Annotated in this window: 8 protein-coding genes; 4 read left to right on the plus strand and 4 right to left on the minus strand. The window is 42.4% G+C overall.

The features are described from left to right. Positions 1–60 precede the first annotated feature (60 nt). Together F824_RS0123175 and F824_RS0123180 are read left to right on the plus strand one after the other, a co-directional pair. Positions 61–3,315 carry a S41 family peptidase gene (locus F824_RS0123175; protein ID WP_019600331.1) on the plus strand — a complete coding sequence of 1,085 codons (3,255 nt, stop codon included), beginning with the start codon at positions 61–63 and terminating at the stop codon, positions 3,313–3,315. A 21-nt stretch (positions 3,316–3,336) separates the two neighbouring features. Further along, complete coding sequence (locus F824_RS0123180) at positions 3,337–4,725, plus strand: glycoside hydrolase family 30 protein (protein WP_019600332.1); 1,389 nt, start codon at positions 3,337–3,339, stop codon at positions 4,723–4,725. Positions 4,726–5,023: 298 nt separating this feature from the next. Here F824_RS0123180 and F824_RS0123190 read toward each other — a convergent pair whose 3' ends face one another. Together F824_RS0123190 and F824_RS0123195 are read right to left on the minus strand one after the other, a co-directional pair. Further along, the gene (locus tag F824_RS0123190) at positions 5,024–6,553 is read right to left on the minus strand and encodes a DUF4394 domain-containing protein (RefSeq protein WP_019600334.1); all 1,530 of its coding nucleotides are present in this window, start codon (positions 6,551–6,553) and stop codon (positions 5,024–5,026) included. 362 nt (positions 6,554–6,915) lie between these two features. Next, positions 6,916–8,298, minus strand: coding sequence for an exonuclease domain-containing protein (locus tag F824_RS0123195; protein WP_019600335.1), 1,383 nt, complete (start codon positions 8,296–8,298; stop codon positions 6,916–6,918). Between the two features lie 81 nt (positions 8,299–8,379). Between F824_RS0123195 and F824_RS0123200 the strand changes: the two genes are divergently transcribed. Then, positions 8,380–9,756, plus strand: coding sequence for a hypothetical protein (locus tag F824_RS0123200; RefSeq protein WP_019600336.1), 1,377 nt, complete (start codon positions 8,380–8,382; stop codon positions 9,754–9,756). A gap of 106 nt (positions 9,757–9,862) precedes the next feature. Further along, the gene (locus F824_RS0123205) at positions 9,863–11,074 is read left to right on the plus strand and encodes a Gfo/Idh/MocA family protein (RefSeq protein ID WP_026333884.1); all 1,212 of its coding nucleotides are present in this window, start codon (positions 9,863–9,865) and stop codon (positions 11,072–11,074) included. Positions 11,075–11,081: 7 nt separating this feature from the next. Here the strand turns inward: F824_RS0123205 and F824_RS0123210 are convergent, their stop codons facing one another. Together F824_RS0123210 and F824_RS0123215 are read right to left on the minus strand one after the other, a co-directional pair. After that, on the minus strand, positions 11,082–12,665 hold the full coding sequence (locus F824_RS0123210; RefSeq protein WP_019600338.1) for an NAD(P)/FAD-dependent oxidoreductase: 1,584 nt from the start codon (positions 12,663–12,665) through the stop codon (positions 11,082–11,084). Between the two features lie 162 nt (positions 12,666–12,827). Continuing rightward, on the minus strand, positions 12,828–13,796 hold the full coding sequence (locus tag F824_RS0123215; protein WP_019600339.1) for a tryptophan 2,3-dioxygenase family protein: 969 nt from the start codon (positions 13,794–13,796) through the stop codon (positions 12,828–12,830). Between the last annotated feature and the right edge of the window lie 69 nt (positions 13,797–13,865).

Consider the following 13,865-nt stretch of genomic DNA (forward strand, 5'->3'; position numbering starts at 1 on the left):
GTTTTTTCGCATGCTTTCCTTTTCTTACTTTAGTTTACTTGTATAAACCCAATCAGACGCATGCGAAAATTAGTTTTTGGATTACTTTGTGTATTGTCCAGCCAATTGACCTTTGGTCAAGGAACCCGATTGCTCCGGGAGCCTGCCATCAGTAAGGAGTATATTGTTTTTGTCTATGCCAATGATCTTTGGCGAACCAGCATCAGCGGTGGGGAATCCATTCGACTGACCAGCAATGAAGGAGCAGAAAATTCACCCAATTTTTCACCTGATGGAAAACATATCGCTTTTTCTGCCCAGTACGATGGGAATACCGACGTGTATGTGATCGCAACAGCAGGTGGAGAACCAAGAAGGTTGACTTGGCACCCCGGAGCTGATTTGGTGACAGGTTGGACCCCGGATGGCAAGCATATTCTTTTTAGTTCCAGTAGAGAAGGAGTGCCAACCAAAGAATCAAAGTTCTACAAAATTTCTTTGGAAGGGGGCATGGAAGAATCCCTTCCCATCCCAAGGGCGGTCAATGGAAGGATTTCTGCCGACGGCAAGCACATTGCCTATCAGCAGATCGCTTTTTGGGATGCCGAATGGAGAAACTATCGTGGAGGCCAAGCCAAACCCATTTGGATAGTGGACCTTACGGATTTTTCATTGAAAATGACGCCACAATCAGACAATGAACGCCATACCCAACCCATTTGGCTTGGAAAAAGGATTTTTTTCCTTTCGGAAAGGGATTTTGCCAACAATGTCTGGTCTTATGATCCTCAATCCGGGGACTTGAAACAAGAAACTTTTCATAGCGATTTCGATGTGAAAAATTTAGATGCAAATGAAACCCATGTGGTCTACGAACAAGGAGGATATCTCCATTTATTGAATCCCACCAGTGGTGAAACTAAACAATTGGAAATTACGGTTAAAGGTGATTTTCATTGGGCAAGAGAAAGATGGGAAACTGTCACTGGAAATCGCCTGACGAATGCATCGCTTTCTCCGACGGGACAAAGGGCACTTTTTGAATATAGAGGTGAAATCCTGACCGTTCCCAAAGAAAAAGGTGATGCCAGAAACATTACCCAAAGCTCGGGAGTCGCTGACCGCGCACCGGTCTGGTCACCAGACGGGCAGCAAATTGCCTGGTTTTCGGATCTATCAGGAGAATACCAATTGATGATCGGTGACCAAGAAGGCTTGAATGCCCCTAAAGTCATCCAGTTACCCAGCAAGTCGTTTTACTTCAAACCCGATTGGTCTCCTGACGGAAAATTTATTTCCTACACGGATACAGATTACAACCTTTGGTTTGTCAACATAAATTCCGGAGTGGCCAAGATTGCAGACACCGAAAGATTTGCACATCCCAACAGATCCTTGAATCCTGTGTGGTCTCCCGATAGCAAATGGATCGCTTACGCCCGCCTGCTCGACAGCCAATTCAAAGCAATTTTTGTCTACAACATCGCGTCGGGAAAGAAAATCCAGGTGACAGACGGAATGGCGGATGCAATTTCCCCTGTTTGGGATATCAGCGGGGATTATCTCTTCTTTTTGGCCAGTACCAATTTCGGATTGAATACGGGATGGTTGGACATGAGTTCTTATGACCGACCCACAACTCGGAATCTCTATCTCAGCGTCTTGAGTAAGACCGGAAAATCTCCGCTTCTTCCCCAAAGTGACGAAGAAAAAGCAAAGCCAGCCGAGGCCAAAGAAAATGACAAGAAAGCAGAAAAAAAGGATGAAATAAAGCCTGTTGTCATTGATGAAGAAGGTTTGTGGAATAGGATTGTTGCTGTGGACATTCCCGACAGAAATTATATGGAATTGATGGCGGGCCCCGAAAACCATGTTTTCTACACAGAAGCGATCCCGAACCAACAAGGCGTCAACTTGCACCGTTATAATTTCAAAGATCGGAAAACTGAGATTTACCTCTCAGGCATCAACACTGGCTCGGTTTCTCAGGATAGAAAATCATTGCTTTACCAAGCCAATGGGAATTGGGGAATTATCGAAACTACCGGTGGTCCGAAAAAAGTGGGAGATGGAACCTTGAAAGCCTTGTCCAATTTCAAGGTAAAAATCACCCCAAAAGAAGAGTGGGGACAGATTTACCGGGAAGGCTGGAGATACCAAAGGGATTTTCTTTACGTAGACAATGTACATGGTGCGCCATGGGATGAGATTTTTGATTGGTACAAGCCTTGGGTGGAGGATGTGAGACACCGCTCGGATTTGAATTACATCATCGATATCCTAGGCGGAGAAGTAGCAGTTGGGCACAGTTATACATCAGGCGGAGATTTCCCATCTGTCACCAGCACCCCGATCGGTTTGTTAGGAGCAGATTATGAAATCCACCAGGGAAAATACAGAATCAAGAAAATCTATAATGGAGAAAGCTGGAATCCAAACCTTCTTGCTCCCTTGTCCCAGCCAGGATTGGAGATCAGAGAAGGAGATTACCTCTTGGAGGTCAATGGCAAAGAAATCAAATCAACAGACAATATCTATCAGTACTTTGAAGGGATGGCCAACACCCAAATCAAAGTTAGGGTCAATACCAAACCGTTGACTGATGGATCCAGGGTTTTGACCGTCGTACCTGTAGCCAATGAAAACCAATTGAGAATGATGGATTGGGTAGAAGGAAACAGAAGAAAGGTTGGGGAAATGTCTGACAACAAGCTTGCTTATGTCTATATCCCAAACACGGGTCAACCTGGATACACTTATTTCAATCGGTATTATTTCTCCCAACAGGATAAAAAAGGAGCCGTGATCGATGAAAGAAACAATGGAGGTGGATCTGCCGCTGACTATATGGTGGACATCATGGCGAGGGAACTCCATGGTTATTTTAACAGCAAGGCAAACGATAGAAGACCCTTTACGACACCCATGGCCGGAATATGGGGGCCTAAAGTGATGCTGATCAATGAAAGAGCAGGTTCTGGTGGAGACCTTCTCCCCTATCTGTTCCATAAAATGAGAATCGGTCCACTGATTGGAACCCAAACGTGGGGCGGATTGGTGGGCACTTGGGATACACCCGCATTCTTGGACGGCGGCCGAATGGTGGCACCAAGAGGAGGGTTCTTTGATATCAATGGAGAATGGGCAGTCGAAGGCGTTGGGATATCACCGGATATCGCCGTAGAACAGACGCCAAAGGACGTAATCGAAGGCAGGGATCCGCAACTGGAACGTGCGGTGAAGGAAGCATTAAGATTGATGGAAACCGAAGGTGTTGAATTAAAACCTGAGCCTGAAGCACCAATCCGATACAAGAGACCCAACAAAAAGAATTAAACCAAGCAAGCCCTACCCTTGATGAAACTCAAAAAATTGAATTATTTGCCTCTTTTGCTCCTATTGGGATGTGAAGATCCAAAATCCCCACTTTCCTTTTGGTTGACAGATCCTGCCCAAAATATCCTCTTTGTGGAGCAGGACGACCCTTCGTTTTCGGAACAAATTGAGGCCCTTCCGACCATTCAAATCAATGAAGACATTGGTTATCAGGAAATGGATGGTTTTGGTTTTACGCTATCACAAGGCAGTGCGCTTCATCTTTTGGGGATGTCGAAGGAAGCAAGAAAGGCTATTTTGGAAGAACTCTTTGGAAGGGACGGGAAAAACATCGGCATCAGTTACCTCAGGCTTTCCATTGCTGCATCTGATCTCAATGAATATCCATTTTCCTATCATGATTTGGCGGAAGGAGAAACCGATCCGGAAATGAGTCGATTTGATTTGGGTCCCGACCGTGAAGATGTGCTTCCCATTTTGAAACAAATCATGTCGATCAATCCCGACATCAAACTGATGGGTTCCCCATGGTCGCCCCCTGCTTGGATGAAGGACAACAAGGATACGCGAGGGGGAAAACTTCTTCCTGAAAACTATGATGCCTACGCCCTGTATTTCGTGAAATACATCCAGCAAATGGCTGAGGAAGGCTTTGTCATAGATGCCATCACGGTTCAAAACGAACCGCTCCATCCGGGAAACAATCCTAGTTTGCTCATGGAGGCAGAAGAGCAAAGGGAGTTTATCAAAAGCCATTTAGGGCCCGCATTTGAAAAGAACGGGATCAACACAAAGATCATCGTCTATGACCACAATGCGGACAGACCAGATTATCCCATCACTATTTTGGACGATCCAGAGGCCAAAAAGTATGTTGACGGATCGGCCTTTCATCTTTATGGAGGATCGATCGAAGCCCTTTCCGAGGTCCACAAAGCCCATCCGGACAAAAATATTTATTTCACCGAACAATGGATCGGTTCCCCAGGGAATCTTCCTGAAGACTTGGTTTGGCATACCAAAAACCTGATCATCGGGGCTCCCAGGAACTGGGCAAGGACGGTGTTGGAATGGAACCTGACTTCGGCACCGGACTTGAAGCCTTTTACAGACAGAGGAGGCTGCAGTTTGTGTTTGGGTGCGATTACTATTGATGACGATTCGGTTATCCGCAATCCGGCTTATTACATCATTGCCCATGCTTCTAAATTTGTTCTGCCTGGGTCATTGAGAATAGATTCCAACGAACCGGAAGGCTTGGCAAATGTGGCTTTCAGAAATACTGATGGTACATTAGTTTTGATCGTATTGAATACCTCTAAATCCGCAATGGATTTTCAAATCCAGGAAGGTGAAAAAATATCCAAAATCAATCTTGGAGCTGGTGCAGTTGGGACTTTTTATTGGTAATATACTCCAGCATGAAACAAAAAAGCCTTCCGGAAATATTTCCGGAAGGCTTTTTTTATCCATTCCAATTTTAATCTGTTTTATGCATTTCGAACTCAATTCAATGTTTTAATTTAATGATAATCAATTTGTTATTGACTATTTTTGATTTTACCCCATTGATTTCAGGAATTACTCTCCCAATTGTCTGATTTTCTTTCAGTTTCAAAACCATTTGGGAACAAATTGCATATTTCTGGTTTAAACTATTTCCAATTCCCACAATTTTTAAGTAGAAAAAGGTGTCAAGAGGGTTTTATTAAAATCCCAAACCAACTGCCATTGCCGTTGCATTGATGTTGAAATCCGCAACTTTAGTGGCTTGACCAGACATCAAGTTCACACCATAGACTGCAGTAGTTCCACCTACTTTGAACAGTCCAAAGGCATTGTTGGAAGTACCTCCGATGTCAAAACCATTCTCAGATTCAATATCAATACCTAGGCTTCCGATTTGTACCAAGACGCCATCGTTTGGTGGATCTTGTCTGTAAAGCATATTCGTTTGACTGTCCACTACAAAGAGTACTGTGGAGGTAGCTGATGCAAAGCTATTCGTGTAAGCAGCACCGTTAACGAAAGGAGTACCTGGGTTCAGATTACCATCTGTAACCACTACTGTCCCAAGATCTGGATGCAATCTCAGATTTTGACCTGTATTGCTCACCAATCTGATCCTATCCACAGTTGGATTGAAATCAAAACCAAATGATGTACCTTCCAACATTGGGTTCAAGCCGCTTCCGATTTCAGCAACTTGTCCATTTGCCGTATTCACACTCAAAAGCCTGCTCATGTTCGTGATTGCATAAAGTTGGCCATTCACCGGTCTGAAATCCAATCCAATCACCATTTCACCTGTTGTCAAACCAACAAATGGAACACTGTTCATCGTCGGATTCGTCGGGTCAAAACGATACAGCATCTGATCTGCCGTAGCTGCAAACGCTACAGGATTTGTTTTGATGGCAATACCCATTACAGGCAAATTAAAACTACCGACCCAATCGGCTGATCCTGAAGACAGATTGATCGTGTAAAGCTTGGACATCCCTTCATTCAGGGTTACCGCTAAGGCCACGCTGTTGTTTGGAGAAATATCAAAATTTCCCTGACCGGCAAAATCAATTCCTAAATTCCCAATTTCTCTTAAGCCTCCGGCGTTAGGTGGATCTTGCACATACAATTTGTTTGCTTCAAAATCGATGTCAAACAATTCAGTCGCTGTGGCACCAGCCATACTGTTGGTATAGGCTACAGCCCCGATTTTTGGATTAGAACCTCCATTGATGGAGCCATCCGTGGCCACAACAGTTCCCAGTTCGGGATGAAGGCGAAGATTTTGACCGGATTCGGTGACAAGCCTGATTCTATCCACAGTTGGATTGAAATCCAAACTTGCGTTTTCTCCCATTATTCCGGGGCTAAAAGGGCCTGCACCCAAAGGTGTCGCCAATCCGGAATTTTCGTTGATGATGTAAAGCCTACTGGAGGATCCCAAAGCATACAATTGTCCAGTGGCGGGTCTGTAGTCGATGCTGAGAATCTTCTCACCATCCGCTATTCCAGTAATATTTAATGTGGTGATTGGATTCCCTAAATTCCTTGCTTCAAATGTGGAGATCCTGTTGTCATTGGTCAATGCGGTGAACATGGCTTCTGGAGCCATCGACGGCTGATCCATTTCTGGGGTCGGATTATTTTCGTCATTACAGGATATCATGGTACCTGTCGTTGCCAAAAGGGAAAAATAAAGAAGTCCCTTTGAAAAGAGGTTTGATTTTTTCATGTGCATTAAATTTGTTGGTTTAAGGAAAATACGAGGTCAGGGAGAAACTCGGATCACCAGAAAAAAATTAAATTCATTCAACCCATATTTATTACCTCTGAAGAATCCATTCAAACCGGTTTATGCAATACCAATTCAATTCTAGTCAAAAGATGCTTCATAATCAGTTTATTACATTTGACTTCATCCTACCGATAATAGAATATGTTCTGCCAAAATTCTGATTTTCTTGCAATTACAAGCCCCGTTTGGAAATCAAATGCATATTTCGGGTTGTATCTCAGGCGCGTTCAATAAGGGACTTTGAAAAATTGAAATCCAGCTGAAAATCTGAGTTCGAAAATCAAGTAAGCTCTTGGATCTCAAAAGCCTTCTTTGATGACCATGATGTTGTTCATTGGAATTTTCCCCAAGAAACTCTTCAAAATATATTTCGACTCAGGGATCATCTTGACTTTTTTCAAGACATCAAAAACTTCGGACAATTTGGATATACTTTCAGAATGGGAAATAAAACCATAACCAGAAAAAAGCCCATTTTCAAAAAACATAGCGGCTTGTTCTTCTTTATTTCTCCCTTTTTCCCGAATCAAAATACTTCCAGATAATTCATCAATGGTGGACAGAAACAATTGCACACGTTCGTTATAGCTGTCTGGCTGTTCCTTGCCACAGCATGCTCCCTTGCATTTTTGGATCTTATGATCAAAACAGGCTTCATTGCTTTTCTGCATTCCCGAGAGTTTGGGACACAATTCAAAGGTTTCTACATTGTCCATCAAAAATTTCCAAGCCTCCGAATGAGAATCAAATTGCTGAACGGTATTGATTGCCGAAGCCACCTTGGATATCTGGAACCTTAAAAATCCGCTCGCATCTTCATAGCTTACCAAGCCCCAATTGCTGGATTTAAATTTTTGGGACTTGTTGTATTTAGGCCATAACCTTTTGATTTCTAGCATTTCAATGAGGTAGGCCAAGAACTCACTTCCGGTCACTTCAACGCTGATATCATGGATTTCATATTTGAGGTCCATCTTGGCCTTGTCCTTGGATGTTCCCGAAAAATGGCCTTTGAAACGGCTTCGAATATCAAGTGCTTTGCCCACATAAATCACTTTTCCCTTCGCGTCATGAAAATAATAGACCCCTGTGCTCTCCGGCAGTTCCAAGTATTTTTCTTTTGAAATATTGGGAGGTAAAAACATTTCTCCGCTGTTTTTCTTCAACGATTGGCTGATTACATCACTATTTTGTCCATGGATCTTTCCAAATAGAATTGCAGTGGCCTGGGCGTCACCAATAGCACGGTGTCGGTTCTCAATCCGAATATTCAGATGCTCGCACAGCCTTCCCAAACTATAGGATTTATAACCGGGAAAGGCCTTTCGGCTCAACTTCACCGTGCAGAGTTTCTGTACATCATAGACATACCCCTCCTTTCTAAAAGCTTCTTTGATAAAGGTGTAGTCGAAATTCACATTGTGGGCAACAAAAATTTTATCCTTCAGAAAATCAAAGAATTCAGCAGCAATTTCCGCAAAAATGGGTGAGTCCTTCACCATTTCCTGATCGATACCGGTCAATCCCGTGATAAATCCAGGGATAAATTGCTGGGGATTGATAAGGGTATGAAAGGTATCAATCACACGATTGCCATCATGGATAAGGGCAGCTATCTCTGTAATTCCTCCCTGAAGAGGATTTCCGCCTGTTGTTTCTATGTCCACAATTGCAAATAGCATCTCTTGATTTTAAAATGATGAAAGTAAATAGAAGGATTCATGAATTATAACTATCATTAGGACCCTTATCGTTTCAATTTTATGAAATTTACTTCAATTTTGCTCATATTTCTGGGTTTTCTGACTCCAATTGTCGGATTTTCACAAATTCATCTTGAGGGAGAAGTTAGAATTTTGATGAAAGAGGGACTGATCGATTGCAGTTTTGAGCTCTCCAATGTCCCCGAAATCGAGGCATATAATATTCTTCTTAACAAAGGAATGAATATTCAATTTTTCCAAAACACGGAAAAGCAAGTGATTCCCTACAGTGGCTATTACAATGGACGCATGAGAGGCGAAGCGCTGGCCTACACTTTTATAGATGAAAACAGGCAGCTCGAACCAATGCCCAAAAAATTCAGCATCAAATATCGGGGAGCATTCCCTGTTTATGAGGATCTACTCAACAGTTTTGATTATAAGGGAATGATTGCTTTCAATGGCAAAACCCTTCGGGCTGCTGAGCAAAGTAAATGGTATCCAGTGATTTATGATGTCGCTAAAGACAAACTATTGGATGCCTTCAGCTATTCGATCAAAGTGATTTGTGAGGATTGTGCGCAGGTTTTTATAAATGGAGATGTGCCAAGTGCTGCAAGGGATCATGTTTTTCAGTCATCGGTTCCTCGACAACCGATGCTTTTTGCCGGAGAATTTCCGGTTTTGGAAAATAAAGGCAATTATATCCTGAATGTGAATTTGGAAGAGGATAAAGCCAACATGATTTTTAAGGAAATCGACAAGATCAAATTGTTTTTTGCCGGAAAAATGCAAATTCCATACAATGAAAAAATATTTTTGATTTCACATAAAGCTGTCACGCCTTATAAACCAGACCAAACTTGGGGTTTTGCCATTTTCCCCACTTTTGCCTATTCAGGTGTTGATTTCAATGCCCTAATCAATGGAGGTGGGAAATTAGAGCCTTCCAATTTGTCCTTTTTTGCCCATGAATTGGCACATTATTATTTTGACACTAAAATCCTTTCTGGTCCTCAAGCTTGGTTTTGGTTGGAATCCACCGCTGAGTACCTGGCGTTGAAGGCTGTTGAGGAATTCTCGCCCGAATTTTACCAAAACCGCATCAAGGGGTATGCAAATTTTCTCAGTGGGAAAAATTACAAAGCCTTGGCTAAAATCAAAAAAAGGGATGAAATAGATGAAGATTATAGGTATGTGTTTGGGCCATTGCTCCTTTTGGTCTTTGAATTGGAATTTGGCAACAGCATAACTTTTCAAATCCTATCCGAATTGGTCAAACGTTCAGAACTTGCAAGTATTTCTCTGGATGATTTCAAAGAAATCGCATTAGAGAAAGGTGTTTCTCTTCTTGAATATAGCAGATTTGAAGAAAAATTCCTGAATTCATCAGAAGCCCTTACACATACCGTTGAAAAAATCCTTTCTCATGAATGAATCCGCTTATAAAAAAATAAGCCCTGACTTCATCAAATTCATAATTTTTATAATTATGTTTCTTAAATTATCAAGTCAAACCCAATTCACCTAACCACTACTTCCCTTGCAAAGACGCGATTTTATTAAGTTTGGATCATTGCTCACCGCTGCGGCCACACTCCCTACCCCATTGGTTTCTGGTATTCTTCAAGATTCAAAAAAAGGCCCATTCAATATCGGGATATTGGGCTATGGGGACAGGGGATCAGGACTTCACAATATCCTCGCCAGCATGCCCGATAAATTCAAAGTGACCGCCATTTGTGACAATCTTGCATTCAGATTGGAGAATGCAAAAAAAAGATATGGCACAAATGAAATTGGCTACTTTGGTGATACCAGGAAATTTTTGGAAGCCAAAAACTTGGATATTGTTTTGGTAGCGACTCCTTTGTACCTGCATTTTGATCATGCCAAAGCAGTTTTGGAGGCGGGAAAACATCTTTATCTGGAAAAATCAATGGCTTTTACCGTTGACCAAACGCTGCTCTTGTCAGGCCTTTCGAAAAAATATCCAAAACAGGTCATTCAGATCGGACATCAATACCGGTATTCTCCACTTTATTTCAAGGTGAAGAATATGATCGATAAAGGTTACCTCGGGAAAATAACCCAAATCGATGCCCGATGGGATAGGAACCACAATTGGCGAAGACCCGTGCCCAATGTTTCGCTGGAGCGACAGATAAACTGGAGAATGTACAAGGAATATTCCGGAGGACTGGTTGCCGAGCTTTTATCCCATCAGATGGATTTTGTGCACTGGGCTTTTGATTGCGTGCCAACCGATATTTATGGTACGGGAGGAATTGATTATTTTAGGGATGGTCGAGAGACTTTTGACAATGTCCAGGTGGCTGTCCGCTATGAGAAGGAAGGTATGATTGGTAATTTTGGTGCCACCTGTGGCAATCAACATGAAGGATACTCCTTTAAAATCAAAGGCTCAAAAGGAATGGTAAACCTCTTGACAAATGAAGGCATGTTCTATCCAGAACCAGAAACGCGAGCGGAACTTGAGCAAGTCGATGGCGTTTCTGGTGCCACAAAATTAGAGTGGGCCGAGGATAAGAAAGGGATCAATTTAGTAGATGGGCCATTGAAGGATGGGTCTTTTTATGCCCTTGAAGATTTTCATAGATGCCTACAAAAGAATGATTTGCCCCACTCTAACATCACCAATGGTGGAAGAACAGCCATTGCCGTAGCCTTGGCAAACAAATCCCTCTTTGAAGGAAGCAAGCAAATCTGGAAGCCGGAATACAACTTGGTTTAGGAATCTATCAACTCTTGATGTATTGCGCAATCAGTTTCTCCGCACAACGTTCTCCATCCATCGCCGCAGAGACGATGCCACCTGCGTAGCCTGCCCCTTCCGCAGAAGGAAACAGTCTTTTGATTTGTGGATGCTCGAAGGACTCCTTGTTTCTGGGAATCCTTACCGGGGATGACGTTCTGCTTTCCACGCCAATAATTTGGGCCTCATTGGTGAGATACCCTTTCATTTTTTTGCCAAATTCAACAAACGCATCCCTTAATCGGGAAGCAATAAAATCAGGCAAAACAGTATTCATATCCACGGATTTAAGTCCGGGTTGATAAGAGGTATCCAAAAGGTCGGCACTCACTTTTCTTTCGACAAAATCCAACATCCGCTGGGCTGGCGCGGTTTGGGTTTCTCCGCCTGCTTGCCAAACTGCTTTTTCAACATCTGCTTGAAACATCATCGCTGCCAACGGCCCATATTTTTCATACTGCTTAGGAAGATCTTCCAATTCCACAGCTACGACCACCCCAGAATTGGCGAATTTACTGTCCCTCCGGCTTGGGCTCATCCCATTCACCACCAGCTCTCCTGGAGAGGTGGCTGAGGGGACGATAAAACCTCCAGGGCACATACAAAATGAAAAAACACCCCTTTGTATCCCCTTAAATACGGTTTGATGGACCAATGAATATGCGGATGCGGGCAAATAAGGTCCCCTATCAATTTGGCAGTGGTATTGGATTCGGTCGATAAGGTTTTGGGAATGTTCTATCCTTACACCCAAAGCGAAAGGTTTGGCTTCTATCAGAATGTTTTTTTCGTGCAACAAATGATACATATCCCTTGCTGAATGACCTGTTGCCAAAATAACCCCAAGGCCCATGATTTTCTGACCTGATTCGGTGATCACTCCCTTTATTTCATCATTTTCAATCAAAAAATCAACAACCTTGGTTTCGAAGAGAACTTCTCCCCCAGCCCGTAGAATGGTTTCCCGCAATTCGGTTACAATTTTCGGAAGTTTATTGGTGCCAATATGGGGATGTGCATCCACCAAGATTTCTTCTGAGGCTCCATGGGAAACAAAAATATCCAGAATCCTTTTGATCTCGCCGCGCTTTTTGGAACGGGTATATAATTTTCCATCAGAATAGGTTCCTGCTCCCCCTTCTCCAAAACAATAATTCGATTCCGGATTGACGATATGGTCCTTGTTGATGGCTGCCAAATCTCTTCTTCGCCCCCGTACATCCTTTCCTCTTTCGATCAAAATAGGCTTTACACCCAGTTCAATGGCACGCAATGCGGCAAACATCCCAGCGGGACCTGCTCCCACAATGACGATTTGCTCAGCGGTACTGACATTTTGGTAGGTGATATTTGAGGTGATTAATGGGGTAAAATCCTCGTGGACAAAAACCTCTGCAGAGACATTAACTTTCACCTGCCTTCCCCTTGCATCAATAGACCTTTTCACCTGTCTGGCAAGTATTTCGGGATCAGAGGGAGGCAATCCAAATTTTTTCAAAACGGTTTCCCTGAATTTAGCTTCATCATAAGCTTCTTCAGGACTCAATTGCAAAATAATTTCTTTTTTCATCGTGTAAGGTATTTATCCTTAAAGGTTTATGCTATTAAATTTTGAGGTGCATGTATGCTTATAGGTCATGATAAACATTGGGTTTCAAATTTTAATGCCCTGCCCATTGCCAGGATACCAATTGAATATTCCCAATTGATTTATTCCTATCATTTCAATTTCTCAATCCAGATTCCCATCGCCAAAAACCTCTTTGACTACCCAACCTTTTCCCCATTCCTCTTTTTCTTGATCTGTCCAAAGCTCTGGATAGAAAATGACTTTTTGGAACCTTGGAGGCAAGTATTTCTGCCAGTTGGTGCCACCCGTAGCGGCGATGTCCACAGGATCACGTTGTAAATAGCGGACTGCGGACTTATAATGCGCCAATGGCCAAAAAACATTGGCTTTCAAATCAAAATTCTTCATCAGAGTTTTCAACTCTTCATCCTTGTCCGTACAATCGCTGTATTTATTCCAGATGTTTTTCGTTTTATAGTCCTGAATAAATTCCTCCAGGTCTTTTTGGTATTTGATTTCAAAGGTTTTTAGCGTCAAGGTTTTTTCACCTGTTGCCAATTCCACGGCGCCATGCTGCCAGTAAAGATTGCTAAAAAGAGTTTCAACATCTTCGACATCCTTTAACTCTTCACGTTTGCCAAGAAAAATCAAGTTTTTGGCAGGGGTCGCCAGAATTTCAATGACGCGATATTGGGCACTTTGAAATCCGCTTGAGGGAAGCAAGGACATTCTGAATTTAAGAAATTGTTCTCTTTCCATTCCTTTCCACATCACGCCGAAAGAAGAGATCAATTGGTCAAAATACATATTTACTCTTTCGAGGCGTTCCTTGAAAAATTTTGCAGGCAAAGGGCTCATCTCTGCGATTTGTTCCAATTCCCAGATGATGAGTTTAAAATATAACTCTGTGATTTGATGATAGATAATGAATATTTTCTCATCTTTAAATGAAGTTCTTGGTTGCTGTAAGGAGAGCAAAATATCCAAATTTATATAATCCCAATAGGTCAGATAATCCGAATACAAAAGGCCCTCCAAATACGAAGATAGATCTTGCCCTGAAGCTTTGAATTTTTCCTGAAGGAGTTCTATTTTATCCAGGATGTCTTTTTGCGTTTGCGCTGGGCTCATGTTTAAATATTTTGCCGAAAATGGTAGTTTTTTAGCCTTCTTCTTATTTATTTCAAGGCTAGAAACGAA

This window comes from Rhodonellum psychrophilum GCM71 = DSM 17998, from assembly GCF_000381545.1.
Classification (GTDB): Bacteria; Bacteroidota; Bacteroidia; order Cytophagales; family Cyclobacteriaceae; genus Rhodonellum; species Rhodonellum psychrophilum.

What these genes read in the sequence shown, in the direction of transcription:
- F824_RS0123175 (WP_019600331.1), top strand. Translation starts at nt 61, where the DNA reads ATGCGAAAATTAGTTTTTGGATTACTTTGTGTATTGTCCAGCCAATTG.
- F824_RS0123180 (WP_019600332.1), top strand. Translation starts at nt 3,337, where the DNA reads ATGAAACTCAAAAAATTGAATTATTTGCCTCTTTTGCTCCTATTGGGA.
- F824_RS0123190 (WP_019600334.1), bottom strand. Translation starts at nt 6,553, where the DNA reads ATGAAAAAATCAAACCTCTTTTCAAAGGGACTTCTTTATTTTTCCCTT.
- F824_RS0123195 (WP_019600335.1), bottom strand. Translation starts at nt 8,298, where the DNA reads ATGCTATTTGCAATTGTGGACATAGAAACAACAGGCGGAAATCCTCTT.
- F824_RS0123200 (WP_019600336.1), top strand. Translation starts at nt 8,380, where the DNA reads ATGAAATTTACTTCAATTTTGCTCATATTTCTGGGTTTTCTGACTCCA.
- F824_RS0123210 (WP_019600338.1), bottom strand. Translation starts at nt 12,665, where the DNA reads ATGAAAAAAGAAATTATTTTGCAATTGAGTCCTGAAGAAGCTTATGAT.
- F824_RS0123215 (WP_019600339.1), bottom strand. Translation starts at nt 13,796, where the DNA reads ATGAGCCCAGCGCAAACGCAAAAAGACATCCTGGATAAAATAGAACTC.